Annotated in this window: 23 protein-coding genes; 8 read left to right on the top strand and 15 right to left on the bottom strand. The window is 71.0% G+C overall.

Annotated features, from left to right (window positions below):
* The first annotated feature begins 191 nt into the window (after window positions 1-191).
* Window positions 192-1,499: a Na+/H+ antiporter NhaA gene (nhaA, locus tag K415_RS0118610; protein ID WP_024288536.1), complete on the top strand. Its 1,308-nt coding sequence runs from the start codon at window positions 192-194 to the stop codon at window positions 1,497-1,499.
* Between the two features lie 55 nt (window positions 1,500-1,554).
* Here nhaA and K415_RS23075 read toward each other — a convergent pair whose 3' ends face one another.
* The 3 genes from K415_RS23075 to K415_RS0118625 all read right to left on the bottom strand — a co-directional run bounded on the left by K415_RS23075 (window position 1,555) and on the right by K415_RS0118625 (window position 5,083).
* Window positions 1,555-2,682, bottom strand: coding sequence for a D-alanyl-D-alanine carboxypeptidase family protein (locus K415_RS23075; RefSeq protein WP_081785104.1), 1,128 nt, complete (start codon window positions 2,680-2,682; stop codon window positions 1,555-1,557).
* A 191-nt stretch (window positions 2,683-2,873) separates the two neighbouring features.
* The gene (locus tag K415_RS0118620) at window positions 2,874-4,082 is read right to left on the bottom strand and encodes an ABC transporter permease (RefSeq protein WP_024288538.1); all 1,209 of its coding nucleotides are present in this window, start codon (window positions 4,080-4,082) and stop codon (window positions 2,874-2,876) included.
* Entirely contained in the window at window positions 4,079-5,083 is a 1,005-nt protein-coding gene (locus K415_RS0118625) for an ABC transporter ATP-binding protein (protein WP_051480665.1), read from the bottom strand. The genes K415_RS0118620 and K415_RS0118625 overlap by 4 nt, the downstream gene beginning before the upstream one ends.
* 336 nt (window positions 5,084-5,419) lie before the next feature.
* Here K415_RS0118625 and K415_RS0118630 point away from each other — a divergent pair, with 336 nt between their 5' ends.
* The 4 genes from K415_RS0118630 (at window position 5,420) to K415_RS0118650 (ending at window position 9,023) form a co-directional block, all read left to right on the top strand.
* Entirely contained in the window at window positions 5,420-6,616 is a 1,197-nt protein-coding gene (locus K415_RS0118630; protein ID WP_024288540.1) for a TerC family protein, read from the top strand.
* 36 nt (window positions 6,617-6,652) lie between these two features.
* Window positions 6,653-7,048: a metalloregulator ArsR/SmtB family transcription factor gene (locus K415_RS0118635; RefSeq protein ID WP_024288541.1), complete on the top strand. Its 396-nt coding sequence runs from the start codon at window positions 6,653-6,655 to the stop codon at window positions 7,046-7,048.
* Window positions 7,045-8,097: a cation diffusion facilitator family transporter gene (locus K415_RS0118640; protein WP_024288542.1), complete on the top strand. Its 1,053-nt coding sequence runs from the start codon at window positions 7,045-7,047 to the stop codon at window positions 8,095-8,097. Before K415_RS0118635 ends, K415_RS0118640 begins: the two co-directional genes overlap by 4 nt.
* Window positions 8,098-8,143: 46 nt before the next feature.
* A protein-coding gene (locus tag K415_RS0118650) for an IS5 family transposase (protein WP_197024758.1) occupies window positions 8,144-9,023 on the top strand; the annotation gives its coding sequence in 2 pieces (ribosomal slippage) (window positions 8,144-8,503 and window positions 8,505-9,023; 879 coding nt in all).
* A gap of 41 nt (window positions 9,024-9,064) precedes the next feature.
* On the opposite strand, the gene K415_RS0118655 is transcribed toward K415_RS0118650, so the two are convergent.
* Together K415_RS0118655 and K415_RS0118660 are read right to left on the bottom strand one after the other, a co-directional pair.
* Window positions 9,065-9,358 carry a hypothetical protein gene (locus K415_RS0118655; RefSeq protein ID WP_024288545.1) on the bottom strand — a complete coding sequence of 98 codons (294 nt, stop codon included), beginning with the start codon at window positions 9,356-9,358 and terminating at the stop codon, window positions 9,065-9,067.
* A gap of 192 nt (window positions 9,359-9,550) precedes the next feature.
* Entirely contained in the window at window positions 9,551-10,216 is a 666-nt protein-coding gene (locus K415_RS0118660) for a LiaI-LiaF-like domain-containing protein (protein WP_024288546.1), read from the bottom strand.
* Window positions 10,217-10,281: 65 nt separating this feature from the next.
* Between K415_RS0118660 and K415_RS0118665 the strand changes: the two genes are divergently transcribed.
* The 3 genes from K415_RS0118665 to K415_RS0118675 are packed head-to-tail and all read left to right on the top strand — an operon-like array spanning window position 10,282 to window position 12,480.
* On the top strand, window positions 10,282-11,145 hold the full coding sequence (locus K415_RS0118665; protein ID WP_024288547.1) for a patatin-like phospholipase family protein: 864 nt from the start codon (window positions 10,282-10,284) through the stop codon (window positions 11,143-11,145).
* Window positions 11,145-12,188, top strand: coding sequence for a 1-acyl-sn-glycerol-3-phosphate acyltransferase (locus tag K415_RS0118670; protein WP_024288548.1), 1,044 nt, complete (start codon window positions 11,145-11,147; stop codon window positions 12,186-12,188). The genes K415_RS0118665 and K415_RS0118670 overlap by 1 nt, the downstream gene beginning before the upstream one ends.
* Window positions 12,189-12,201: 13 nt before the next feature.
* Entirely contained in the window at window positions 12,202-12,480 is a 279-nt protein-coding gene (locus K415_RS0118675) for an acylphosphatase (protein ID WP_024288549.1), read from the top strand.
* Between the two features lie 106 nt (window positions 12,481-12,586).
* Here the strand turns inward: K415_RS0118675 and pyk are convergent, their stop codons facing one another.
* From pyk to K415_RS0118725, 10 genes are all read right to left on the bottom strand, one after another.
* Window positions 12,587-14,014: a pyruvate kinase gene (gene pyk / locus K415_RS0118680; RefSeq protein ID WP_024288550.1), complete on the bottom strand. Its 1,428-nt coding sequence runs from the start codon at window positions 14,012-14,014 to the stop codon at window positions 12,587-12,589.
* Between the two features lie 146 nt (window positions 14,015-14,160).
* Complete coding sequence (locus K415_RS0118685; protein WP_024288551.1) at window positions 14,161-15,636, bottom strand: glutamate synthase subunit beta; 1,476 nt, start codon at window positions 15,634-15,636, stop codon at window positions 14,161-14,163.
* Complete coding sequence (gene gltB / locus K415_RS0118690) at window positions 15,629-20,191, bottom strand: glutamate synthase large subunit (protein ID WP_024288552.1); 4,563 nt, start codon at window positions 20,189-20,191, stop codon at window positions 15,629-15,631. The genes K415_RS0118685 and gltB overlap by 8 nt, the downstream gene beginning before the upstream one ends.
* 166 nt (window positions 20,192-20,357) lie before the next feature.
* On the bottom strand, window positions 20,358-21,251 hold the full coding sequence (gene lgt / locus K415_RS0118695) for a prolipoprotein diacylglyceryl transferase (protein ID WP_034661400.1): 894 nt from the start codon (window positions 21,249-21,251) through the stop codon (window positions 20,358-20,360).
* On the bottom strand, window positions 21,248-22,069 hold the full coding sequence (trpA, locus tag K415_RS0118700) for a tryptophan synthase subunit alpha (RefSeq protein ID WP_024288553.1): 822 nt from the start codon (window positions 22,067-22,069) through the stop codon (window positions 21,248-21,250). The genes lgt and trpA overlap by 4 nt, the downstream gene beginning before the upstream one ends.
* Window positions 22,066-23,277, bottom strand: coding sequence for a tryptophan synthase subunit beta (trpB, locus tag K415_RS0118705; RefSeq protein ID WP_024288554.1), 1,212 nt, complete (start codon window positions 23,275-23,277; stop codon window positions 22,066-22,068). The genes trpA and trpB overlap by 4 nt, the downstream gene beginning before the upstream one ends.
* A gap of 134 nt (window positions 23,278-23,411) precedes the next feature.
* The gene (trpC, locus tag K415_RS0118710) at window positions 23,412-24,224 is read right to left on the bottom strand and encodes an indole-3-glycerol phosphate synthase TrpC (RefSeq protein ID WP_024288555.1); all 813 of its coding nucleotides are present in this window, start codon (window positions 24,222-24,224) and stop codon (window positions 23,412-23,414) included.
* Between the two features lie 120 nt (window positions 24,225-24,344).
* Window positions 24,345-24,716, bottom strand: coding sequence for a DUF2752 domain-containing protein (locus K415_RS0118715; protein WP_231494935.1), 372 nt, complete (start codon window positions 24,714-24,716; stop codon window positions 24,345-24,347).
* Window positions 24,717-24,819: 103 nt separating this feature from the next.
* Window positions 24,820-25,410, bottom strand: a complete 591-nt coding sequence (locus K415_RS23080; RefSeq protein WP_024288557.1) for a DUF4190 domain-containing protein — start codon at window positions 25,408-25,410, stop codon at window positions 24,820-24,822.
* Between the two features lie 52 nt (window positions 25,411-25,462).
* Window positions 25,463-25,735, bottom strand: coding sequence for an HGxxPAAW family protein (locus K415_RS0118725; protein ID WP_024288558.1), 273 nt, complete (start codon window positions 25,733-25,735; stop codon window positions 25,463-25,465).
* Window positions 25,736-25,766: the final 31 nt, after the last annotated feature.

Below are 25,766 nucleotides of genomic sequence, written 5' to 3' on the forward strand. Positions count from 1 at the left end.
TCCGGGATCAGTCACCACCCGACGAACGAGCAGACAGCACCCAGCCTAGCCAGCCACCGCGGCACGCGGAGCACGAACTCCCAGCCATCGGCGCACGCCTCGCTCGACCCGTCGACCGATAGGATCGTGCTCGGTGCGCCGGGAAGTCTGGTCGGCAGTGTTGTCGTCGACCCCGAAGAAGGGCTCCACCCATGCGCACTCGCCACCCCAGCCGGGTCCTGCTCGCCCGCGGTTCATGGGCGGAGGCAGCGCGGGTCTCCGCGATCCTGCGCAAGGAGACCGTCGGTGGCGCGCTGCTGCTGACCGCGACCGTCGTGGCCCTCGTCTGGGCGAACTCGCCGTTCGCAGACTCCTACGCCGCGCTCCGCGACCTCGAGGTCGGCCCGGAGTCGCTCCACCTGCGGCTGTCGCTCGGCGCCTGGGCCGCCGACGGGCTGCTGGCGATCTTCTTCTTCGTCGTCGGCCTCGAGCTCAAGCGCGAGTTCGTCGCAGGCGACCTGCGTGACCCGCGCCGTGCGGCGCTGCCCATCCTGGCCGCGGTCGGCGGCATGGTCGCCCCGGCGCTCGTGTACCTGGCCGTCAACGCCGGATCGGACCCGGGCGCTCTGCGCGGGTGGGCGATCCCCACCGCCACCGACATCGCCTTCGCCCTGGCGGTGCTGGCCGTCATCAGCACGCACCTGCCGGCCGCCCTGCGGACCTTCCTGCTCACCCTGGCCGTGGTCGACGACCTCCTCGCCGTCACGATCATCGCGATCTTCTACACCGGCGAGGTCCAGGTGTTCCCGCTGCTGGCCGCGCTCCTGCCGCTCGGGCTGTTCACCGTCGCGGTGCAGCGACGGATCCGATCCTGGTGGCTGCTGCTCCCGCTGGCCGCGGCCACGTGGGGGCTGGTGCACGCCTCCGGGGTGCACGCCACCGTCGCCGGGGTGCTGCTCGGCTTCGCCGTGCCGGTCATCCGCAGCCGCGCCGCCGGCGGACCCGAAGCCGGACCTGGGCTCGCCGAGCACCTCGAGCACCGCTTCCGGCCGATCTCGGCGGGTCTCGCCGTCCCGGTCTTCGCGTTCTTCGCTGCCGGCGTCACCGTCGGCGGTCTGTCCGGCCTGGTCGACGCGCTGACCGACCGGGTCGCGCTGGGCATCGTCGCCGGCCTCGTGGTCGGCAAGACCGCCGGGATCGTCGGCGCGACCTACCTGGTCGCGAGGTTCACCCGCGCCAGCCTGGACGCGAGCCTGCGCTGGCTCGACGTGCTGAGCATCGCGATGCTCGGCGGTGTCGGCTTCACGGTCTCGCTGCTGATCGGCGAGCTCGCCTTCGGCGCCGGGACCGCCCAGGACGAGCACGTCAAGATCGGCGTCCTGGTCGGCTCGGTGACCGCCGCCCTCCTGGCCGCCGTCCTGCTGCGCTCCCGCAACCGCACCTACCGGCGCATCGAGGAGCTCGAACGCATCGACACCGACGCCGACGGCGTCCCCGACGCCTTCGAGCGCACCGCATAGGCCGGCGGGCCGGGATCCCCGGTACGCCGAACCTGACCGGGCCGGGCCTGACAGATCAGCCCTGCGGGGGGACCTGCACCGGAGCGGGGACGTGTACCGGCTCCGGTGGACCGAACTCCCAGTGCCAGGGCTCCAGCGGTCCGGTGCCGCCCGGCTCCATGATGCGGGGATGGTGCCACCCGAACGCCTGGGCGTGCACCTTGAGCCACAGGTAGCCCGGGGCGTCGAACACCCCCACACCACCCACTCCGCCGACGTCCACGGCGATCCCGAGACCGTGGTTCGACGTCCCGGGCCGGGCCGCGAGGGCGCCCCGCGCCTGGGCGACGGCCACCTGGTCGGCGAGACTGCGGTACGAGCTGACGATCACGAGGTCGGTACCGACGTCGGCGCGGTACCGCTCGTTGAGGCGCTCGAGCGCGACGGCGGCGTCGCACCGCAGGAGCGCGTCGGTGGCGAAGGTCAGGTTGCACAGCATCTGCGTCGGGAACTCGCCGTTCGGCCAGACGCTGAGCGGGAGCGGCGTCAGCTCCGTCCCGCTGAAGGCCGCGACCGCCCGATCGGCCGCAGCGGCGGACTCCGACGCGACGGTCAGCGAGGCGAGGCGCGCCGCCGCACCGTCGTCGACCGCGTTGAGCGTGGCGGCACCGATGTGCATCGACAGCCCGAAGATCTCGCTCGCGGTGGCCCGGATCCCGGCGACGACCTCGACATCGGTCGGTTCCGGGAGCATCACACCTCGCTGTCCCCGATCGCGGCCCGGCCATGATCCGCGGGCCAGGTCGGCCAACGCCGCTGCCGCCTGGTCGAGCTCCGCCAGCCGCTCGGGATCGACGCCCGGCTCCGCCGCCTCGAGCGCATCATCCGCACAGTCGAGGGCGGCGGCGGCGAGAACCGACGCGTCGGCGCGCTCGACCCGCACGTAGGCCCGTGCCTGTGCCGTGAGCCGGGTCGTCACGGCGGCGGCCTGCGCACCGGTACGGGCCGACGCCACCCGGAGAGCCTGGGCCGCGCGATCTGGACCTGCGTCCCCGGTCGGGTTCGCGGCGGCGCCGTCGGCGCTCACCGGACCCGTCAGGACGCTGACCACGAGCACGGCGACGAGCCCGAGCTCCGCGGGCCGGCGAACCCGTCCGGCTGGACGCTGCCCGGATGGGCGGGCGGGTTCCCGACCTCGTGCCATCCTGGTCCTCGGCCATCTCGCGGCGGTCCGCAGGTCGACCGGCTCGTCGACGCACGCACCTGGGGCGTGCGGGACCTGGATCGACGCCTGCTCGCTCGCTCCGGATCGCGCTCTTAGGGTGTCCTGCCACACAAGCACTGGTGTCGCCCGATTTCAACCCTTATGTGGAGATTCACCCCGACCAACCGACCTCAGCCCTTGAGCGCCTCGGCCAGCTTCATCCGACCACCGGTGTGCAGCACACCGCGCTGGTACACCCGGGCGGCCACCCAGATCAGCACGGGGATGGTGGCGAGCGCGATCACCACGGACAGGGCGAGCTCCCACCCGAGGAGGCCACCGAAGGCGTCCCGGACCGGCATCATGAACGGCGCGAAGAGCGGGATCTGCGACAGGACCCGCACGACCGACCCGTTGGGGTCCTCCGGCACGAGGAACATCGTCGTGTAGAACGGCACGAAGAGCATGAACATGAGCGGGGTCGTGACCGAGCCGATGTCCTCCTGACGGGAGACCAGCGCAGCGAACCCGCCGAAGAGCAGCGCGAAGATCGCGTAGCCGATGAGGAACCAGACGATCAGCATGATCAGCGCAGCGCCGAGGTTCATCTCGAGGTCGTCCGTGAGACCGAGCGCGACCAGCGCGAGGGCCATCGCTCCGCCCAGCACGACGATCTGGAACATGCCGAAGATGCCGATCCCGAGGATCTTGCCGGCCAGCAGCTGGGTCGGCTTGATCGTCGAGAGCAGGATCTCGACCACGCGTGAGGTCTTCTCCTCGACGACGCCCATCGCGATCACCGAGCCGGAGCTGATCAGGGCGAAGAGCAGCAGCGAGATCATCACCATCGACACGCCGTAGGCCGGCCCGTCGAACCTTCCCATGTCCGGCTGCTCCAGCGGCTCCACCTGCGGGACGGCACCGGCCATCGCCTGCTCGAAGTTGCCGGGGTCACCGCCGAGGGCGCCGATCTGGTCGGTGATGACGTACGTGCGGACGGCCGCGCTGACCACGGCAAGGACGTCGGCCCTGGTCTCGCTCGCCACGACCATGGTCGGCGCGGCCGGGTCGCCGGTCAGGAAGGCGTCGAGCGTGCTCTCACCGTCGTCGGGGGCGAGGGCCTGCTCCGCCTCGGCCGCCGTCATCGTCGTGATCTCGAGGTCGATCTCCTGCTCGGCGGCGGCCGTCACCAGGTGCGGTTCGAGCCCCGAGAGGGCCTGCTCGACCGCGATGTGGCGCGTCGGCGGCGCGCTGTCGCGGGTGAGGAAGTAGTTGCCCACAACGGAGCCGACGACGATGAGCAGGAGCATCACGGCCATCGAGATGATGTTCGCCTTGGTGAGCATGCGCGTCTTGATCTCGCGCCACGCCACCATCCACACGACGCTGCGGGTCCTCATGACGCCACCTTCTTCCGGCCGTACGTGCGTCGGGTGCCACGGCCGCCCACGGCCTCGTCGTGGTGCTCGGGCTCGTCCGCGGAAACCACGTCGCGGAAGAGGTCGACCAGGGTGGGACGCACCCGCGAGAACTCGCGGACCACCCCGAGGCGCAGGGCCCCGGTGAGCAGCTCCTGCTCGCCGCCCGGGGCGTCGAGCTCGACGACTGCTGCCCCCGGCCGGTCGGCCACCGGCGTGACCACGGCGCCGGGGACCTGCTCGAGCAGCCCGACGAGTACCGACGTCTCGACGTCGACGTCGAGGAGCCACCGACGGCGATCCGTCGAGCGCAGCTCCTCGATCGTGCCGAGCGCCTCCATCTGGCCCGAGCGGATGATGCCGACCCGGTCGCAGAGCCGCTCGACGAGGTCGAGCTGGTGCGAGGAGAAGATGACCGGCACCCCGGCGTCGGCCCGCTCGCGCAGCACGGCGCTCATCACGTCGACCGCCACCGGGTCGAGCCCGGAGAACGGCTCGTCCAGGACCAGGACGTCCGGGTGGTGGATCAGGGCCGCGGCCAGCTGGACGCGCTGCTGGTTGCCGAGCGAGAGCTTCTCGACGTTGTCCCCACGCCGGTGCCCGACCCCGAGCCGGTCGGTCCAGCTGTCGACGGCGGTCGCGGCGTCTGCCGGCGTCATCCCGTGCAGGCCCGCAAGGAAGCGCAGCTGCTCACCGACCTTCATCCTCGGGTAGAGGCCACGCTCCTCCGGCATGTACCCGACCCGGCGGCGAGCCTCCAGGTCCAGCTCTCGACCGTTCCAGCGCACCTGCCCGGAGTCCGCGGCGAGGACACCGAGCATGATCCGCATCGCCGTCGTCTTGCCTGCCCCGTTCGAGCCGACGAAGCCGAAGATCTCACCGGCCTTGACATCGAAGGTCAGGTCGCGCAGGGCGCGCAGCGAACCGTAGGACTTGTTGACGTGATCGATCTCCAGCGCACTCACACCCGTGCCCTCCGCCATGCCCTGAGGACGTCTCGGCATACCGGTCGCGATGCAGCCCTGCTCATGGTGCTCTCTTGCCCTTCGTCGTCGTGTTCCCGCAGGCCACACCTAACCACGACGTGACCACGAGTGGGCCACGCGGCACGCCGCCGCTTGACGACCGGCATCGGTCCCCGTTCACTCAGGGCATGGCGGATCCTGCGAGTCCCACCGACCCGACCTGGACGTCAGCCGCACGGCGGAACCGATCGGCAGGCACGCGCGTTGATGACCCTGACGTCCGGCGACCCTGACGTCCACAGCACCCGCGCCCCGCGCCCCGAGCCCGACGCCCACTGAGAGAGAGCTGGTCCCATGACGGTCACCCCGCTCGTCTGGACGCTGACGATCCTGGCGATCCTCGCCCTGCTCGCGTTCGACTTCGTCTTCCACGTCCGCAAGGCACACACCCCGACCCTGCGCGAGGCAGCCATCTGGTCGTCGGTCTACGTCGGGCTCGCATTGCTCTTCGGCGTCGGGGTCGCCATCCTCGGCGGCGGCCAGATGGGGTCGGAGTACTTCGCCGGCTACGTGACCGAGAAGGCGCTCTCGGTCGACAACCTCTTCGTCTTCCTCATCATCATCTCCGCGTTCCGGGTCCCACGGGACGACCAGCAGAAGGTCCTGCTGTTCGGCATCGTCCTGGCCCTGATCGCACGCAGCGGATTCATCCTGCTCGGTGCGGCGTTGATCAACAGCTTCGCGTGGGTGTTCTACCTCTTCGGCCTGGTGCTGCTCCTGACCGCAGGGAACATGCTCAAGCCCGAGGGCGAGGAGGAGCACTCCGCCGACAACTTCGTGATCCGGCTCGCCAAGAGGGTCTTCCACACGACGGACCACTACGACGGGGACAGGCTGTTCACGATCAAGGACGGCCGTCGCGCCCTGACGCCGATGCTGCTCGTCATGGTCGCCATCGGCGGCACCGACATCCTGTTCGCGCTCGACTCGATCCCGGCGATCTTCGGTCTGACGCAGAACGTGTACGTCGTGTTCACCGCGACGGCCTTCTCGCTGATGGGCCTGCGCCAGCTGTACTTCCTGATCGACGGCCTCCTCGACCGGCTGATCTACCTCTCGTACGGCCTCGCCGCGATCCTCGGTTTCATCGGGGTCAAGCTGATCCTGCACGCGCTGCACGAGAACAACCTGCCGTTCGTCAACGATGGCGGGCCCGTCCCGGTCATCGAGATCAGCACCGGCCTCTCGCTGACGGTGATCGTAGGAACCCTCGTCGTGACGGTGCTCGCCTCGGTCCTGAGCCCCGAGGGCAAGGCGCGCAACGCGCTCGCCAACGCCCGTCGGCACGCCGCCTCGTACCTCGACCTGGAGTACACCTCCGACCCGGCGGAGCGGCAGCGGATCTACGCCGCGCTCCTGCACGAGGAGGCCCAGGTGCTCGCGCTCCGCACGACCCGGCCGGCCATGCTGGCCGAGCACGACGAGCTGTTCGAGCTCATCGAGAGTGCCCATGTCGCACACCGCGACCACCACGGGTCCCTGGACGGCTGATCGACTGCCGTCGGGCGCCTGGTCTACTATCTGCATATGGATGCAGATACGCAGCATAGACCGGCGCTCGACGAGGACCAGGTCCTGCTCGCGGTCGAGGTCTTCCGCATGCTCGCGGACCCGACCCGGGTTCGGCTGCTGTGGGTGCTGATCGGCCAGGAGCTGCCGGTCAACGAGCTCGCTGCGCAGGTCGGCAAGCCGGCAGCCGCTGTCTCCCAGCACCTGGCCAAGCTGCGGATGGCCCGGCTCGTGCAGACCCGCCGGGTCGGCACGAGCGTCTACTACCGCGTCGCCAACGACCACATCGAGCAGCTCGTGACCGATGCGGTCCACAACGCCGAGCACGCGTCCTCCGACGCGCCGAGCCATCACCGTGACCCCGCCCCGGCGCGGGCACCCCTGACCGCCCGCAGCGGCGAGGAGACCTCATGACCGAGCGACCGCACGACCACGACCACGCGCACGACCACGACCACGGGCACGACCACGACCACGGGCACGACCACCCGACAGGGCTCCGTGGGGTGTTCCACGGCCTGTTCTCACCGCACAGCCATGACCCCTCCGACTCCGTCGACGACGCCCTGGAGGGCAGCGCCCGCGGCATCCGAGCGGTGAAGGTGAGCCTGGTCGCGCTCGGCGTGACGGCCGTGCTGCAGCTCGCGGTCGTCGGGGTCACCGGATCGGTCGCCCTGCTCGCCGACACCGTGCACAACTTCTCCGACGCGTTGACCGCGATCCCCCTGTGGATAGCCTTCGCGCTCGCCCGTCGTGCACCGAGCCGTCGGTACACCTACGGCTTCGGTCGCGCGGAGGACCTCGCCGGTCTGTTCATCGTCGCGATGATCGCCCTGTCGGCAGTCGTCGCCGGTGTGGAGTCCGTCCGTCGGCTCATCGACCCGGTCGCCATCGAGAACGTGTGGTGGGTCGCCGTCGCCGGCGTGATCGGCTTCGCCGGCAACGAGGCCGTCGCGGTCTACCGGATCCGGGTCGGACGCCAGATCGGCTCGGCAGCCCTGATCGCGGACGGTCTGCACGCCCGGACCGACGGCCTCACGTCGCTCGCGGTCCTCGTCGGGGCGTTGGGGGTCGCGGCAGGCTTCCCGCTCGCCGACCCGCTCATCGGCCTGGTGATCACGGCCGCCATCCTCGTCCTGCTGCGCAGCGCGGCGCGCGACGTCTTCCGCCGCCTGATGGACGGCGTCGACCCCGAGCTCGTCCACCGTGCGGAGCACGTGCTCGCGTCGGTCCCCGGTGTCGAGGGTGTCCGGCGCGTCCGGATGCGCTGGGTCGGTCACGAGCTGCACGCGGACGCCGAGCTGGACATCGCGGCGGCAACCACGCTCACCGACGCGCACGCGATCGCCCACGCGGCCGAGCGCACCGTCAGGTCGCGGGTCCCCCGGCTCGGCGAGGTCGTCGTGCACGCCTACCCGCATCCCGAGGTCGCGGCCGTCGGGGTGGGCCGGTCGGGCACCTAGGGCGTGTCTCCCTAGTTGAGCGGGTCTGGGCGTTGATGCTGGTCGGGTGAGTCGTAGGCAGGAACTCAGTGAAGCCCAGTGGGAGCGGATCGCACCGCTGATGCCGCAGGTCAGGGGCCGTTCTCGACCGTTTCGGGATCACCGGCAGGTGGTCGAGGGCATCGTGTTCCGGTATCGCTGCGGGCTCGCGTGGCGGGACGTGCCCGAGCGGTTCGGGCCGTGGCAGACGCTCTGGAAGCGCCACAAGCGGTTCAGCGCGGACGGCACGTGGGACAAGATCTTCACCTCACTGCTGGCCGAGGCCGACGCTGCCGGGGACATCGACTGGGCGGTCAGCATCGACTCCACGATCAACCGTGCCCATCAGCACGCGACGACCCTGCCGCGCCTCACAGGGGGATCTGCCGAATCACACGAATCTGCGGACCGAGCCCGGTGATCATGCGATCGGGCGGTCCCGCGGCGGGTTGAGCACCAAGATCCACCACGCCGTGGACGGCAAGGGACGGCCGTTGGCGGTCCTGATCGGCCCAGGTCAAAGCGGTGACGCACCGATGTGCCTGCCCGTGCTGAACGCGATCCGGGTCCCACGCCCGGGTCCGGGTCGCCCGCGCACCCGACCCGACGCGGTCCTGGCCGACAAGGCGTACTCCTCGCGGGCGATCCGCACCGAGCTGCGCCGCCGCGGCGTCGTGGCGGTCATCCCCGAGCCACGCGACCAGCAAGGCAACCGCAAGCGCCGCGGGCGCCGCGGTGGACGACCGGTTACCTACGACCCCGTTCTCTACAAGGGCCGCAACGTCGTCGAACGCGCCTTCTGCCTGCTCAAGCAGTGGCGCGGGCTCGCCACCCGCTACGACAAGCACGCCATCAACTACCGCGGCGCCGTCATCCTGGCCGCCATCCTCACCTGGCTACGCACGTAGACGCAGAGTCACCTGACGGTGGGCAGCCGTGGTCTGCAGCATCAGTCCGACCGGGTCGTCACGGTGACGGCGCCCCCTGTGAGGGACCGGTCCAGGCAGCCCAAAACCCGGCGGACATCCTCCTCACGCGCCCCACGTGTGAAGGTGGCCGTCGCACTGGAGGCGGGCATGTCGGCGGTCATCAACGCCTCTGCGACGGAGTCGTCCTCGAAACACCCGGCCCACTCGCCCTGCGGGTAGCCGATGCCGACGACCCAGACGTCGTCCTCTCCGGCTTCCGGTATCTCCGCCGGCACCCCCGCCGCGCATCCAGCAAGGAGCGCCACCACAACCATCAGCGGGAGTCCGCCCGCAGCGGCGACCTGCCGACGTCTGGCACGCATACCTACCTCCCGCCCTCACAGCATCCATGTTGTCGAACGCCGTCCGCTTGCAGCTACGCCACGCCGCACTTGGGAGACACGTCCTAGCCCGCCGAGCGGCTGCGGTCCGGGGATCGGCCAGGCCGCACCAGGGCCGACGTCCGGTCAGTTCTTGACCTCGACGCCACCCATGATCGCCGTGATGTTGACCACGAGAACCGGGGCGTTGGGATCGGCCGGCACGACGGTCTTGTCCTCCCAGCCGCCGAGCACGGGCAGCCCGCCGGCCTGGACCCGCCAGGTCGGCGGCACCTTGATCTCGACGCCACCCCAGAAGACGAAGACCGAGACCTCCGCATGCTCGACGATGTCGGCCTGGCGCAGGTCCACGTCGATGCCGCCCATGATCGCGCTGAGGCTCCCGCCCCGGAAGTCCTGCGACGTCGTCCGGCGCTCGGACCCCCACCACATCACCGCGGAGTTGATCATCTGCTCGTCGGTCCCGTGCGAGCCGAACCGGGTGATCAACGACAGACCGACCAGGATGATCGCGACGGGCCACAGGAGCTCCCAGACGTCGACCTCGACCAGGCCGAGGTTCGAGAGCATGAGGAAGGTCCCGACGGCGATCACCCCGACCGGACCGATCCACGCTCTCGGGGTGCCCAGCAGAGACGTGAAGCCGACCACGATGATCGCCATCGGCCACCAGGTGCCGAGGATCTCGCCGAGGCTCACGTCGACGATGTCGAGGGCCCCCAGCAGCGCGGCGACCCCGACCGCGACGATGAGGATGCCGAGGACGACCTGCTGCAGCGGGCGACGGTTCATGGTTGACACGCTAGAGCAGGGGCGCTGCCCTGTGGGGGCGGCGCACGGCTCCATAGACTCGTCGCGTGACGAGCCCACGTCCACCGACCCGGACCGGCGGTACCGGGCCGGTCGCCTTCGTCCTCGGTGGCGGAGGTGTGCTCGGCGCCGCGGAGGTCGGCATGGTGCGCGCCCTGCTCGTGGCGGGCATCCGGCCGGACATCGTGGTCGGCACGTCCGTCGGGGCGATCAACGGTGCGATGGTCGCGGCCGATCCCACCGTTCGGGTCACCGACCGGCTGGCTCGCCTGTGGTCCTCGCACAAGGCGCGCGAGGTCTACAGCGACACCGTGACGCGGCAGGTGCACCGGTTCGCGTCCCGCAGCCACCTGCTCTCCTCCGACCCGTTGCGCCGACTCCTCGAGCACTCGCTCGGTGGGAAGACCGACTTCGCCGACCTCGTCGTGCCGTTCCGGTGCTGCGCGGCGAGCATCGAGCGGGCCGCTGAGCACTGGTTCAGCGAGGGCCCGTTGGTCGACGCGGTGCTCGCATCGGCCGCAGTCCCCGGTCTGCTGCCGCCCGTCCGGATCGGCGACGAGCACTTCCTCGACGGTGGTCTGGTCAACTCGATCCCGATCAGCGAGGCCGTCGCGTGCGGGGCGACGACGATCTGGGTGCTGCACGTCGGCCGGCTCGAGCGACCGCTGACCCCGCCGCGCCGCGCCGTCGAGGTCGCCCAGGTCGCCTTCGAGGTCGCCCGTCGGCACCGCTTCGCCCGGGACGTCGCGTCGCTGCCGGACGGGATCGAGCTGCACGTCCTGCCGACCGGCGGCGGTCGCCCCGGCGACGACAAGGCCTGGGCCGTGCCCACCATGAAGGACGTCCGCGTGCGGATGACCCGCGCCTACGTGGCCTCGCGTGAGTACCTGGCGACGGCAGCGGTGCCCTGATGCCACTGCCTCCGTTGTGGATCCGCCGCCTGGTCAGCGGCCCGCTGCTCGTCCTGCTCACCGCGCTGCTCGTGGCGACCCTGCCGCTCTGGCTGATCATCGCGGCGGCGGCCTCGCCCCTCGTCAAGGGCTGGCTCCGGCCGCTCCGGCTGGTGTGGATGTGCACGGTGTACCTGGTCTGGGACGCCACCGCCCTGGTCGCCCTCTTCGTGCTCTGGGTCGCCTCCGGACTCGGTCGGCAGATCCACACGAGCCGGTTCATCCGGGCCCACTACCTGTTGACCGGCTGGTTCCTGCGGGTCCTGTTCCACCAGGTGCGCTGGGCAGTGAAGCTCCGCATCGACGTCGTCGGGGAGCTGCTCGACTCCGCCGCACCCGACCGCCCGGTGATCGTCGCGAGCTGGCACGCCGGCCCGGGCGACTCGTTCGTCCTCATCCACGCCCTGATCAACTGGTTCGCGCGGGAACCGCGGATCGTCCTCAAGTCGACGCTGCAGTGGGACCCGGCGGTCGACGTGATGCTCAACCGGCCGCCGAACACCTTCATCGCCCCGGCGACGCCATGGTCACGCAGCAGGCCGCGCGCCGTACGCCCGTGGAGCCACGAGGTGGCAGCCCTCGCCGCCGGCCTCGACGGCAACGACGCCCTGGTCATCTTCCCGGAGGGCGGCAACTTCTCCCCGCACCGCCGGCGCCGGGCCATCGAACGGCTGCGCGCCGCAGGTCTGCACCGGATGGCGGACCGCGCGGAGGCGATGCGGCACGTCATCGCGCCCCGTCCCGGTGGGCTGCTCGCAGCGATCGACGCCGCCCCCGACGCCGGTGTGGTCTTCATCGCGCACACCGGGCTCGAGCGGATGGTCACCGTCGGCGACGTGTGGCGTGAGCTCCCGATGGACAAGCGCATCGTCATGCGGCACTGGTTCGTCCCGCCGCAGGAGATCCCGACCGACCGGGAGGAGCGGATCGAGTGGCTCTACGAGTGGTGGGCCCGGATCGACGCGTGGATCGGCGAGAACCAGCCGATCGACGTCGGCCGGTGATCGGAGGCGTGCCATGACCGGCGACCGGACCGTCCGGCTCGTCGCCGAGGTACGGGGCCTGGTCCAGGGAGTCGGATTCCGATGGTGGACCCGGTCCGTCCTGGTGGAGCTGGGTCTGACGGGTTCGGCCACCAACATGTCCGACGGGACCGTGCTGATCGACGCACGCGGCGATCGGGCGGCGCTCGAGGAGCTGCTGACCCGGCTGCGCAGCGGGCGGGCGCCGGGCAGGGTCACCGACGTCGCCGAGACCTGGGAGGCCCAGGGTCCCGACCCAGGAGCCGGTGCCTGATCTCCCGACCGGGTCGGCCGCCGGTCGACCACCAGGACGACCGGCGGGACAAGGACGGGCCCCGGGATGACTCCCGGGGCCCGTCTCCGACGTCACGACCCTGCTGTCAGGGGCGAACCTCGATCTCGGTGCCGATCTTGTGCACCAGGAGCGAGTTGGTCGTCCCGGGGACACCGACCGGCGCGCCGAAGACGATCACCACGAGGTCGCCGTCCTCGGCCAGGCCGTTGGCGCGCAGGGTCTGGTCCACCTGGACGACCATCGCGTCGGTGTGCGGGACCGTCGGCACCTCGTACGTCTGCACACCCCAGGAGAGCGCGAGCATGTTGCGCGTCTGCGGGATGGGCGTGAACGCGAGCAGCGGGATCGAGGACCGCAGACGCGAGACCCGGCGAGCCGAGTCACCGCTCTGCGTGAAGGTCACCAGGTACTTGACCCCGAGCGTCTCGCCCACCTCGGCCGCGGCACGCGTGATCGAGCCACCACGCGTCTGCGGGCTCCAGCCGAGGGGCGCCATGCGCTCCCGGCCGTGCTCCTCGGTGTTCTCGATGATCCGCGCCATCGTGCGGACGCACTCGATCGGGTAGTCGCCGACGCTGGTCTCGCCGGAGAGCATGACCGCGTCCGCACCGTCGAGCACGGCGTTCGCGCAGTCGGAGGCCTCGGCCCGCGTCGGACGCGGGCTCGAGATCATCGACTCCAGGACCTGGGTCGCGACGATGACCGGCTTGGCCGACCGACGGGCGAGCTCGATCGCGCGCTTCTGGACGATCGGCACCTGCTCGAGCGGCAGCTCGACGCCGAGGTCGCCGCGGGCGACCATGATGCCGTCGAACGCGTCGATGATCTCGACCAGGTTGTCGACACCCTGCGGCTTCTCGATCTTGGCGATGACCGGGACGACGCGCCCCTCCTCGTCCATGATCCGGCGGACGTCGTCGTAGTCCGCCGCGCTGCGCACGAACGACAGCGCGATGATGTCGGCGCCGATCCGCAGCGCCCAGCGGAGGTCGTCCTCGTCCTTGACCGACATCGCCGGCACGTTGACCGCGACACCCGGAAGGTTCAGGCCCTTGTTGTTCGAGACCGGCCCGGCGACCTCGACCCGGGTGATGACGCGCTCGCCCTCGACCGCGGTGATCCGGACGGCCACCCGGCCGTCGTCGATCAGGATCTGGTCGCCGACCTTGGCGTCGCCCGGCAGACCCTTGTACGTGGTCGACACGAGCTCCTTGGTGCCCGGGACGTCCTCGGTCGTGATGGTGAAGATGTCGCCCTCGGCGAGCTCGACCTTCTCCTCGACGAACCGGCCGAGCCGGATCTTGGGGCCCTGCAGGTCGACCAGGACGGCGACGGCGCGGCCGGAGGCCTTCGCCGCGGCGCGCACGTTGTTGTAGACGGCCTCGTGGACCTTCGTGTCGCCGTGGCTGCGGTTCAGTCGCGCGACGTCCATACCGGCGTCAACGAGCGCCTGGATCTGCTCGGGGGACTCCGTGGCGGGTCCGATGGTGCACACAATCTTCGCTCTACGCATGTCTCTAGCCTATGTCCTTGCTTCTGGGACCTTCCGGCCCGTCCCTACCTTGTGGCCCCGGTATGGGGCCGGGCACCTTCCTTGCGCACACACGGTGAATCTCACCCGCGGCGGGCGGTCGGACCGTCCGTCCGCGTCGCCCTGGGTCAGGGACGCATCGCCCTGGTGCTGGGCGCGACCGGCACCGGCAGCTCGGTGCCGCCACGCAGGTATGCGTCGACGCCTGCTGCAGCCGCACGGCCCTCGGCGATCGCCCACACGACGAGCGACTGCCCGCGTCCGGCGTCCCCGGCCACGAACACACCGGGGACCGAGCTGGCGTAGTCCTCACCGCGGGCGATCCAGCCCTGCCCGGTCAGGTCCGCCCCGGTCTGCTCGACGAGCGAGTCCGTCTCCGGGCCGATGAAGCCCATGGCGAGCAGGACGAGGTCGACCGGGATCTCCTGCTCCGAACCCTCGGTCGGCACCAGCCGGCCGTCGGGCAGCTGGGTGGTCGCGGCGAACCGCAGGGCACGCACCTGCCCGGCATCGTCCCCCACCAGGCTGACGGTCGAGGCGAGATACGTGCGCTCGCCGCCCTCCTCGTGGGAGCTCGTCACCTTGAACAGCATCGGGTAGGTCGGCCACGGCTGGTTCCCGGGCCGGTCGAGCGGCGGCTGCGGGCCGATCTCCAGACTCGTCACGGACGCCGCCTGCTGCCGCAGCGAGGTGCCGACGCAGTCCGAGCCGGTGTCGCCGCCGCCGATGACCACCACGTGCTTGCCGGTCGCCAGGACCTGGTCGGGGACGTCGTCGCCGGCCTGGACCTGGTTGGACTGACGCAGGAACGGCACGGCCGGGTACACCCCGCCGAGGTCCGCCCCCGGCACCGTGAGACGACGCGGGACGGTCGAGCCGATGGCCACGACCACCGCGTCGTACCGTGCCCGCAGCTCCGTCCAGGTGATGTCCTTGCCGACCTCGACGCCGGGACGGAAGCGCGTGCCCTCGGCCTCCATCTGTGCGATCCGCCGGTCGATGTGGTGCTTCTCGAGCTTGAAGTCGGGTACGCCGTAGCGCAGCAGGCCGCCGATGCGGTCCGCGCGCTCGTAGACCGCGACGGTGTGCCCGGCCCGGGTGAGCTGCTGGGCTGCGGCGAGACCCGCCGGGCCCGAACCGACCACCGCAACCGTGTTCCCGGTCAGGTAGTGCGGCACCTGAGGGGTGACCAGGCCACGCGCGAACGCCTCGTCGGCGATCGAGACCTCGATGTTCTTGATCGTGACGGCGGGCTGGTTGATGCCCAGGACGCAGGACGTCTCGCAGGGTGCCGGGCAGATCCGGCCGGTGAACTCCGGGAAGTTGTTCGTCGCGTGCAGCCGGTCGCTGGCCTCGGCCCACTGGTCGCGCCAGACGAGGTCGTTCCACTCCGGGATGAGGTTGCCCAACGGGCAGCCCTGGTGGCAGAACGGGATGCCGCAGTCCATGCAGCGCCCGGCCTGGTGGTGCAGCCGGACCAGGTTGGCCTCGGTGCCCTTGAGCTCCTCCTCGACCTCGCGCCAGTCCATCAGTCGCACCGGGACCGGGCGGCTGGGCGGCAGCTCACGGTCACGGACCTTCAGGAAGCCACGGATGTCAGCCACGGGACACCTCCAGGATGTGGGCCCACACACCGGGTGCGGACGGGTCGAGGCCCTGCTCCCGCGCGGACGAGAGCGTGCTGAGCATCCGCTCGTACTCGACCGGGACCACGCGGGTGAACCGGTCCAGCACAGCGGGCAGGTCGGCGAGGAGCTCGGCCGCACGGGGCGAACCGGTCTCCGTGTGGTGGTCGGCGAGCAGCCGCTCGACGATCGCGACGTCGGCCTGCTCCAGCGGCCTCAGCACCAGCTCGCCGGAGGCCAGGCCGGGCTTGTTGACCGCCTCGGGCCGCAGGTCCAGGACGTACGCCTGCCCGCCGGACATCCCGGCACCGAAGTTGCGGCCGGTCCGGCCCAGCACCAGGACCGTGCCACCGGTCATGTACTCGCACCCGTGGTCACCGACGCCCTCGACGACCAGGGTCGCGCCCGAGTTGCGGACCGCGAACCGCTCCCCCACGACCCCGCGGAGGTAGATCTCGCCCGACGTCGCACCGTAGCCGACGACGTTGCCGGCGATCACGTCCCGGTCGCCGCACAGGACTGCCGCCCGGTCGGGGCGCACGATGACGCGCCCGCCGGACAGCCCCTTGCCGAGGTAGTCGTTCGCGTCCCCGAACAGGCGCAGGGTGATCCCGCGCGGCAGGAACGCGCCGAGCGACTGCCCGGCCGACCCGGTCAGGGTGACGTCGATCGTGCCGTCGGCGAGGCCTTCGCCGCCGTACCGCTTGGTCACCTCGTGGCCGAGCATCGTGCCCACCGTGCGGTTGACGTTGCGTACCGGCAGGGCGATCCGGACCGGCTCGCGCCGCTCGAGGGCGGCGGCAGAGAGCTCGATGAGCCGGTTGTCCAGGGCCTTGGCCAGGCCGTGGTCCTGAGGTGTGGTGTGCCGGAGCGAGGAACCGGGGACCGGCTCGGGACGAGCCAGCACCGGGCCGAGGTCGAGACCGACCGCCTTCCAGTGGTCGATCGCCGCGCGGGTGTCGAGCGACTCGACATGGCCGATCGCCTCCTCGATGCTCCGGAACCCGAGCGAGGCGAGGTACTCGCGCACCTCGGTGGCGATGTACTCGAAGAACGTCTCGACGAACTCCGGCTTGCCGGTGAAGCGCGCCCGGAGCTCGGGGTTCTGCGTCGCGACTCCCACCGGGCAGGTGTCGAGGTGACAGACCCGCATCATCACGCACCCGCTGACCACGAGCGGGGCGGTCGCGAAGCCGAACTCCTCGGCGCCGAGCAGCGCGCCGATCACGACATCCCGGCCGGTCTTGAGCTGACCGTCGACCTGGACCACGATGCGGTCACGCAGGTTGTTGAGCACCAGCGTCTGCTGAGCCTCGGCCAGGCCGATCTCCCACGGCGTGCCGGCGTGCTTGAGGGAGGTCAGCGGACTGGCGCCCGTCCCGCCGTCGTGCCCGGAGATCAGCACGACGTCCGCGTGCGCCTTGGACACACCTGCAGCCACAGTGCCGACACCGAACTCGCTGACCAGCTTGACGTGCACGCGGGCCTCGGGGTTGGCGTTCTTGAGGTCGTGGATGAGCTGGGCGATGTCCTCGATCGAGTAGATGTCGTGGTGCGGGGGCGGTGAGATCAGCCCGACGCCGGGAGTCGAGTGGCGGGTCCGCGCGATCCACGGGTACACCTTGCCGCCGGGCAGCTGGCCACCCTCACCGGGCTTGGCCCCCTGCGCCATCTTGATCTGCAGGTCCGTCGCCGAGGTCAGGTAGTCCGACGTCACACCGAAGCGGCCCGAGGCGATCTGCTTGATCGCGCTGCGTCGCTGCGGGTCGTGCAGGCGTTCCGGGTCCTCGCCGCCCTCACCGGTGTTGGACCGGGCGCCCAGCCGGTTCATCGCGATCGCGAGGGTCTCGTGGGCCTCCATCGAGATCGAGCCGTAGGACATCGCGCCGGTGCTGAACCGCTTGATGATGTCGCCGATCGGCTCGACCTCGTCGAGCGGCACCGGCGGACGGACGCCGTCGGCGAAGGTCATCAGGCCGCGAAGGGTCATCAGCCGCGCGGCCTGGTCGTCGACGCGTCGGGTGTACTGACGGAAGACGTCGAGCTGGCGGGTCCGGGTCGAGTGCTGCAGCCGGAAGACTGTCTCCGGGTCGAAGAGGTGCTCGGCACCGTCGCGGCGCCACTGGTACTCACCGCCGACGTTCAGCCGGCGATGCGCCTGCGGGTTCCCACTCGTCGGGTACGCGTCGGCGTGCCGGAGGGCGACCTCCGCGGCGATGACGTCCAGGCCCACCCCGCCGAGCCGGCTGGTGGTGCCGGTGAAGTACCGGTCCACGACGTCATGGGCCAGACCGAGCGCCTCGAAGACCTGGGCGCCGCGGTAGGACATGATCGTCGAGATGCCCATCTTGCTCATGATCTTGAGCACGCCCTTGCCGAGAGCCTTGATCAGGTTGGCGACGGCCTTCTCCGGGCTGATCTCCCGCAGCGAGCCGTCGCGGGCCAGACCCTCGACGGTCTCCATCGCCAGGTACGGGTTGACGGCGGCCGCACCGAAGCCGATCAGCAGCGCCACGTGGTGCACCTCGCGGACATCACCGGCCTCCACGACGAGGCTGACCCGGGTCCGGGTGTGCCGCCGCAGCAGGTGGTGGTGCACGGCGCTGGCCAGCAGCAACGAAGGGATCGGTGCGGCATCCGCATCCGAGTCCCGGTCGGAGAGCACGATGAAGCTCACGCCGTCGTCGACCGCCTGGTCGACCTGCGCGAAGATCTCCTCGAGGCGGGCCTCGAGGGCCTCGTGCCCGCCGTCGACCTTGTACAGCCCGCGCACCGTCATCGAGCTGAAGACCCCGGCGAGGGCCGGGTCGCGGTCGATCCGGACGATCTTGGCCAGCTGGTCGTTGTCGAGCACCGGGAAGGACAGGACGAGCTTGCGGGCGTGGTCGGGGATGTCGGCGAGCAGGTTCGGCTCCGGGCCGATCGCGCCACCGATCGACGTGACCAGCTCCTCGCGGATCGCGTCCAGCGGCGGGTTCGTCACCTGCGCGAACATCTGCGTGAAGTAGTCGAACAGCAGCCGTGGCCGTGCGGACAGGACGGCGATGGGCGTGTCGGTGCCCATCGCGCCGAGCGGCTCGCCGCCCGTCGAGGCCATCGGGGTGAGCAGGATCCGCAGCTCCTCCTCGGTGTACCCGAACGCGCGCTGGCGCCGACGGACCGAGGCGGGGCTGTGCTGCACGTGCTCGCGCTCGGGCAGCTGGTCGAGGAACACGGAGTGGTCGGCGACCCACTGGGCGTACGGACGCTGCGCGGCGAGCTGGGACTTGACCTCGTCGTCCCCGATCACCCGGCCCGCGCCGGTGTCGACCAGGAACATCTTGCCGGGCTCGAGGCGACCCTTGCGGACCACTGTCGCCGGGTCGAGGTCGAGCACGCCGGTCTCGCTGGCCAGGACGACCAGGCCGTCGTCGGTGATCCAGTACCGACCAGGGCGCAGGCCGTTGCGGTCGAGCACGGCACCGATCATCGTCCCGTCGGTGAACGCCAGGGCGGCAGGCCCGTCCCACGGCTCCATCAGGCTCGCGTGGTACTCGTAGAACGCGCGGCGGTCCGGGTCCATCTCGCCGTGGTTCTCCCACGCCTCGGGGATCATCATCAGCACGGCGTGCGGGAGGGTCCGGCCGGCCAGGTGCAGGAGCTCGAGCACCTCGTCGAAGGTGCCCGAGTCGCTGCTGCCGGGGCTGCAGACCGGCAGCAGAGGATCGAGGTCGCCGAGCAGGTCGCTGGACAACGTGCTCTGACGCGCCGCCATCCAGTTCCGGTTGCCCCGGACCGTGTTGATCTCGCCGTTGTGCGCGACCATCCGGAACGGCTGGGCCAGCGGCCAGGACGGGAACGTGTTCGTCGAGAAGCGCGAGTGCACCAGCGCGAGCTCGGAGGCGTACCGCGGGTCGGACAGGTCCGGGAAGAACGGCTCGAGCTGAGCGGTGGTCAGCATGCCCTTGTAGGTCAAGGTCCGTGCCGAGAAGGACGCGAAGTACACGCCGAGCTCGTGCTCCGCCCGCTTGCGCACCCGGAACGCCTTGCGGTCCAGGTCGATGCCGGCCAGGGCGCGCCGGGGGTCTGCCACCACCAGGTGGCGGAAGACGGGCATGCTCGCCCGTGCCGTCGGCCCGACCAGGTCGACGGTCACCGGGACGTCCCGCCAGGCGAGGACCTCGAGGCCCTCGTCGATCACCAGCTTCTCGATGCCGACGACGGCACTGTGCAGCGCGTCCTCGTCGGTCGGCAGGAAGGCGAGCCCGATCGCGTAGTGGCCCGCTGCCGGCAGCTCCGCGTCGACGACGTCGCGCAGGAAGGCATCGGGGATCTGGGTGAGGATGCCGGCGCCGTCACCGCTGTTCGTCTCGGCACCGACGGCGCCACGGTGGTCGAGGTTCAGCAGGGCGGTCAGACCCGCATCGACGATGTCGCGCCCGGGCGTCCCGCGCAGGGTCGCCACGAACGCGACCCCGCACGCGTCGTGCTCAGCTGCGGGGTCGTACAGACCCTGCGCCGCGGGCACAGTCGTGTGATGGAGAGCCCGGCTCATAGATACCGTCCTCGCTGAGCCCCGAGCGCGCTCGGGGACGTGGTCAGGGGGGACCCGGGACGCCGTCGGCCCAAGCGTGGTGACGATACTCGCAGCACCGCAGCGAACCCTCGTTGTGATGCGTGAACTTCTCACGCGATTCACCGGTGCCTGCCCGTCCGTCGCCTCAGCTCGGCTCCGGGACCTCGGAGTCCTGGTCGGCCGTAGTCCGTAGCTGCAACGTGGTCTCGCGCCCGGGGTGGCGACGTCCGACCAGGATGAAGGCTATCAGCGCACCGAGTCCGACAACGATGGAGGTCCAGACGTTGAGTCGCAGGCCGAGCACGGTCTCGGCGGGGTCGATGCGCAGGAGCTCGATCCACAGCCGCCCGACCGTGTACATCAGGACGTAGGCGAAGAACACCCTTCCGTGCCCCAGGCGGTACCTGCGGTCGAGCCAGATCAGGAGCGCAGCGGCGGCGAGGTTCCAGACCATCTCGTACAGGAACGTGGGATGGAAGAGCGTCTCCGGCGCGAACCCGTCGGGGAAGGTCGGGCTCTGCGGGTCGATCCGCAGCCCCCACGGCAGGGTCGTCGGTCCGCCGAAGAGCTCCTGGTTGAACCAGTTGCCGATCCGGCCGATCGCCTGGGCCACGAGCAGACCCGGCGCCACCGCATCGGCGAACGGTGCGAACCTGACGCCCATCCGACGGGTGCCGATCCAGGCCCCGACGGCGCCGAGCGCGATCGCCCCCCAGATACCGAGGCCGCCCTCCCAGATCGCGAAGGCCTTCATCGGGTCCCCGTCGGGTCCCCAGTACGCGTCGGGCGAGGAGATGACGTGGTAGATCCGACCGCCGACGATGCCGAACGGCACGGCCCAGAAGACGATCTCCAGGACGGTGTCCCCGTCTCCCCCACGCTCGATCCAGCGCCGCGTGGTCATCCACAGGGCCACGACGATGCCGGCGAGGATGGCGAGGGCGTAGGCCCGGATCGGGAACGGTCCGACGTACCAGGTGTGCTGCGAGGGGCTGGGGATCTCGGCGGGCAGCAGCCCGATCAGCGCCGCCGCCCTCATCGCTGCACTCCCCGGACGCCGGCGGCGAGCTCGCCGACGACCTCGGTGAGGGCCGCGAGGCCCGCGGCGGGCGTCGCGCCGTCGACCAGCGGCCGGACGAACGCGCTGCCGACGATCACGCCGTCGGCGTAGGCGGCGACCTGCGCGGCCTGCGCGCCGGTGCTGACCCCGAGGCCGACGCATACCCGCTCGGCGCCGGCCCGGCGGGTGTCCGCCACGAGCTGCTCGGCGTGCGAGCCGACGACGGCGCGGGTCCCGGTCACGCCCATGGTCGAGGCGGCGTAGACGAAGCCCCGGCTGGCCCGGGCGGTCAGCGCCAGGCGTTCGGCCGTCGAGCTCGGAGCCACCAGGAAGACGCGGTCGAGGCCGTACCGGTCGGAGGCGTCGATCCACTCGGCGGCCTCGTCCGGGATCAGGTCGGGCGTGATCATGCCTGCACCGCCGGCTGCGGCAAGGTCCCGCGCGAAGGCGTCGATCCCGTAGTGCAGCACCGGGTTGAAGTAGCTCATCACCAGCACCGGCACACCTGTGGCGGCAACGGTCTCCGCGGCGCGCAGGGTGTCCCGGACACGGACCCCGCCGGCCAGCGCGCGTTCGACCGCGTACTGGATCAGCGGGCCGTCCATGACCGGGTCCGAGTACGGCAGGCCGAGCTCGACGATGTCGACCCCGGCATCGACCATGGCGCGAGCGGCCTCGATCGAGCCGTGGACATCGGGGAAGCCGACCGGCAGGTAGCCGACCAGCGCTGCCCGGCCCTCGGCCCGGATCTCGGCGAGACGGCCGGCGGTCCGGCTGGCGACCTGGGGCGCTGTCACGTGGCTCCTTCGTCGAGCAGAGCGAACCACGCGGCGGCGGTCTCCACGTCCTTGTCGCCCCGACCGCTCAGGTTCACCAGGATCACGGTGTCCGGACGGCCCTGCGCGACGGCCTCGTTGCCCAGCTGCATCGCACCGGCCAGGGCGTGTGCCGACTCGATCGCCGGGATGATGCCCTCCGTCCGGCACAGCAGCCGGAAGGCCTCCATCGCCTCGGCGTCGGTGATCGGGCGGTACTCGGCCCGGCCGATCGACGCGAGCCAGGAGTGCTCAGGTCCGACGCCCGGGTAGTCGAGACCGGCCGAGATCGAGTGGCTCTCGACCGTCTGGCCGTCCTCGTCCTGCAGGAGGTAGGAGCGCGCACCGTGCAGCACGCCGGGAGCTCCGCCGCTGATGGTGGCCGCATGCCGACCCGTCTCGACGCCGTCGCCGCCGGCCTCGAGACCCACGAGGCGGACCCCGACGTCGTCGAGGAAGGCGTGGAAGATGCCGATCGCGTTCGAGCCGCCACCGACGCACGCCGCGACGATGTCGGGCAGGCGACCGGTGAGGTCCAGCACCTGCTGACGCGCCTCGACCCCGATGATGCGCTGCAGGTCGCGAACCATCGCCGGGAACGGGTGCGGTCCGGCGACGGTGCCGAAGACGTAGTTGGTGGTCTCGACATTGGTGACCCAGTCGCGCAGGGCTTCGTTGATCGCGTCCTTGAGCGTCCGGGAGCCTGTCGTCACGGGCACCACCTCGGCGCCGAGCAGTCGCATCCGCGCCACGTTCAGCGCCTGACGTCGGGTGTCCTCCTCGCCCATGTAGATCACGCACTCGAGGTCGAAGAGGGCCGCCGCCGTGGCTGTCGCCACGCCGTGCTGACCGGCGCCGGTCTCCGCGATCACGCGCTTCTTGCCGAGCCGCTTGGTCAGCAGCGCCTGGCCGAGGACGTTGTTGATCTTGTGCGAGCCGGTGTGGTTGAGGTCCTCGCGCTTGAGGATGACGCGCACCCCGCCGCAGTGCGCCGCGAACCGCGGGATCTCGGTGATGATGCTCGGGCGCCCGGTGTAGGTCCGGTGCAGACGTGCCAGCTCCTCGCCGAAGGCGGGGTCGGCCTTGGCCTTGGTGTACTCGGCGTCGAGCTCGTCGAGCGCCTCGATCAGCGCCTCGGGAACGAATCGCCCGCCGAACTCGCCGAAGTACGGCCCGAACCCTGCCGCAATCGTCGTCGGACCTGGCTGCCCGGTCGGCTGCTCGGTCGGCTGCTCGGTCGGTGGCTCGGTCGGTGGCTCCGACGGCTGGGCGGCCGGCCCGGTGTCGGAGGCGTCCGGCTTCGTGGCGCCGTCGTCCGGAGCCGTCACTGGCGGACCGCCCGCAGTGACGGGTGCGCCCCGGCGGCGACGAGGTCGGCGACCGCGCTGCGTGGGTCGCGCCCCGTCACGAGCGACTCCCCGACGAGCACGGCGTCGGCACCGGAGCGCGCGTAGTCCATCACGTCGTGCGGGCCGCGGACCCCGGACTCGGCGATCCGCACGATCCCGGGCGGGATCAGCGGTGCGAGCCGGGCGAACGTGGTCCGGTCCACCTCGAGGTTCTTGAGGTTGCGGGCGTTGACCCCGATGCACCGCGCACCGGCATCGACGGCCCGGCCCACCTCGTCGACGTCGTGTACCTCGACCAGAGCGGTCATGCCGAGGGAGTGCACGCGCTCGACCAACGAGGTCAGGACGGTCTGCTCGAGGGCGGCGACGATGAGGAGCACGAGGTCGGCGCCATGGGCCCGCGCCTCCCACACCTGGTACGGCGTGACGATGAAGTCCTTGCGCAGCACCGGGACCTCGACCGCACCCCGGACCGCGTCGAGGTCGGCGAGGCTGCCGTTGAACCGGCGCTGCTCGGTCAGGACGGAGATGGCACTCGCCCCGCCGGACTCGTACTCGGCGGCCAGGGCCGCCGGGTCGTCGATCGCGGCGAGCGATCCGCGGCTCGGGCTGGAGCGCTTGACCTCGGCGATCACCGCCACAGCTGTCTCGTCGTGCAGCCGGCTCATGCACTCCTTGGCCTCCGGGAGCCGCGCAGCGCGTTCCTTGACCACCGACAGCGGCGTCGTGGCCTCCCGTGCTGCGAGGTCGACCCGCACCCCGGCGACGATGTCCTCGAGGACCGTCACGTCGGTCACCTCCCCTGGGCCCACCCCCGCAGGCCCTCCGTGGCCATCGTAGGGCCGCGGACAATACGCTCCCGCCACGCCCACGTGCTGGGACCGGGCGGACGGAGCCCGGCGCGAGGCTCAGCCGCCCGGCGCGAGCCAGGCGAACGGCGGCAGGTTGCGGACCACGGCGTAGAGCAGAAGGACGGCAAGGGTGACCCACCCCGTCCAGCCCGGTACGCGCACCGGTCCGGTCCACACCCCGAGGGACCGCAGCAGCCACAGACCCCACGCCGCGACGAGCACGGGCAGACCGAGGACGAGCAGCGGGTTCATCGCCATCGCGCCGGCGAGGTCGAGATGGGCGAGCTCGTGCACGGCGCGCAGTCCGCCGCAGGCCGGGCAGTACACACCGAAGAGCAGCACCGAGGGGCATACGCCATAGCTACCCGGCGCATAGGGCGTGCGGACGCCGACGACGACTGTCGCGAGAACCGTGACGGCACCCGTCACGACCGGAGCGACCCACTGTCGACCACGTCCAGGGGACTCCCTCAGAGTCCCCTGGACGCCGGTCGTCGACGTCGCGGTCATGATCGGACGAGCCGTCGGCCGGTCAGAGGTTGCCCCACTGGTAGGAGTAGTTGAAGCCGTTGGCCGCGCCCCAGATGATGCCGATGACGGAGAGCCCGATGCCCACCCAGCCGAGGATCATGCCGATGTTCCCCAGGTTGCCGTTGTTGGCCAGGCCCTGCGCTGCGGCCTTCTTGGAGTTGTTGCCGATGATCACGGCCGGGATCCCGGTGAGGAACCCGCAGCAGACGATGCTGAGGATGCCGAGGACCAGCGCCCAGGTGCCGAGGTTGTTCTTCTCCGTGCCGCCGCCGTAGCCGTAGGCCGGCGGGCCACCGTAGGCCGGCGGCTGGCCGCCGTAGCCGTAGGCCGGCGGCTGAGCCCCGTACACCGGCGGCTGAGCCCCGTAGGCCGGCGGCTGCTCGCCGTACACCGGCGGCTGTGCCCCGTAGGCCGGCGGCTGAGCCCCGTACACCGGCGGCTGTACCCCGTAGGCCGGCGGCTGTGCCCCATAGGCCGGCGGCTGCTCGCCGTACACCGGCGGCTGAGCCCCGTAGGGCGGCGGCGGGCTCCCCGGCACCGAGCCTTCGCCGGGCTCCGGTGCGGGGTTCTGCGGGTCGGTCGGAATGCTCATCAGGTCTCTCCTTGATCGGGACTGCTGTCGACAGACTCGAAGGCGTGCGGGCTCAGCGGTGGTGCGGGCTGTGCGATGGGGCTGGTTGACCGAGACCGAACATCTTCAGCACACGGCCGGTCACGAGCCCCACCAGGATCACGCCGAGACCGAGCCAGAACACCCACGGCAGCTCTGCGACGACGCCGATCGACGAGACAGTGGCACCGACCACGATGACGGTGACCGTGACCCACGCGGCCGTCGTGCGGCCATGGTTGCGCGGTGGCGACGCCGCCGGCAGGTGGCTCCGCTCGGCAGATCGGTCCCGGGACGTGTCGCCCATGCTCAAGTGCCCTTTCGTGAGGTCGTCCAGA

The organism is Cellulomonas sp. KRMCY2, from assembly GCF_000526515.1.
Taxonomy (GTDB): Bacteria; Actinomycetota; Actinomycetes; order Actinomycetales; family Cellulomonadaceae; genus Actinotalea.

Excerpts from the sequence above, each read along its gene's own strand:
- nhaA (WP_024288536.1), top strand. The coding sequence starts at position 192 with ATGCGCACTCGCCACCCCAGCCGGGTCCTGCTCGCCCGCGGTTCATGG.
- K415_RS23075 (WP_081785104.1), bottom strand. The coding sequence starts at position 2,682 with ATGGCACGAGGTCGGGAACCCGCCCGCCCATCCGGGCAGCGTCCAGCC.
- K415_RS0118620 (WP_024288538.1), bottom strand. The coding sequence starts at position 4,082 with ATGAGGACCCGCAGCGTCGTGTGGATGGTGGCGTGGCGCGAGATCAAG.
- K415_RS0118625 (WP_051480665.1), bottom strand. The coding sequence starts at position 5,083 with ATGGCGGAGGGCACGGGTGTGAGTGCGCTGGAGATCGATCACGTCAAC.
- K415_RS0118630 (WP_024288540.1), top strand. The coding sequence starts at position 5,420 with ATGACGGTCACCCCGCTCGTCTGGACGCTGACGATCCTGGCGATCCTC.
- K415_RS0118635 (WP_024288541.1), top strand. The coding sequence starts at position 6,653 with ATGGATGCAGATACGCAGCATAGACCGGCGCTCGACGAGGACCAGGTC.
- K415_RS0118640 (WP_024288542.1), top strand. The coding sequence starts at position 7,045 with ATGACCGAGCGACCGCACGACCACGACCACGCGCACGACCACGACCAC.
- K415_RS0118655 (WP_024288545.1), bottom strand. The coding sequence starts at position 9,358 with ATGGTTGTGGTGGCGCTCCTTGCTGGATGCGCGGCGGGGGTGCCGGCG.
- K415_RS0118660 (WP_024288546.1), bottom strand. The coding sequence starts at position 10,216 with ATGAACCGTCGCCCGCTGCAGCAGGTCGTCCTCGGCATCCTCATCGTC.
- K415_RS0118670 (WP_024288548.1), top strand. The coding sequence starts at position 11,145 with ATGCCACTGCCTCCGTTGTGGATCCGCCGCCTGGTCAGCGGCCCGCTG.
- K415_RS0118675 (WP_024288549.1), top strand. The coding sequence starts at position 12,202 with ATGACCGGCGACCGGACCGTCCGGCTCGTCGCCGAGGTACGGGGCCTG.
- pyk (WP_024288550.1), bottom strand. The coding sequence starts at position 14,014 with ATGCGTAGAGCGAAGATTGTGTGCACCATCGGACCCGCCACGGAGTCC.
- gltB (WP_024288552.1), bottom strand. The coding sequence starts at position 20,191 with ATGAGCCGGGCTCTCCATCACACGACTGTGCCCGCGGCGCAGGGTCTG.
- lgt (WP_034661400.1), bottom strand. The coding sequence starts at position 21,251 with ATGAGGGCGGCGGCGCTGATCGGGCTGCTGCCCGCCGAGATCCCCAGC.
- K415_RS23080 (WP_024288557.1), bottom strand. The coding sequence starts at position 25,410 with ATGAGCATTCCGACCGACCCGCAGAACCCCGCACCGGAGCCCGGCGAA.
- K415_RS0118725 (WP_024288558.1), bottom strand. The coding sequence starts at position 25,735 with ATGGGCGACACGTCCCGGGACCGATCTGCCGAGCGGAGCCACCTGCCG.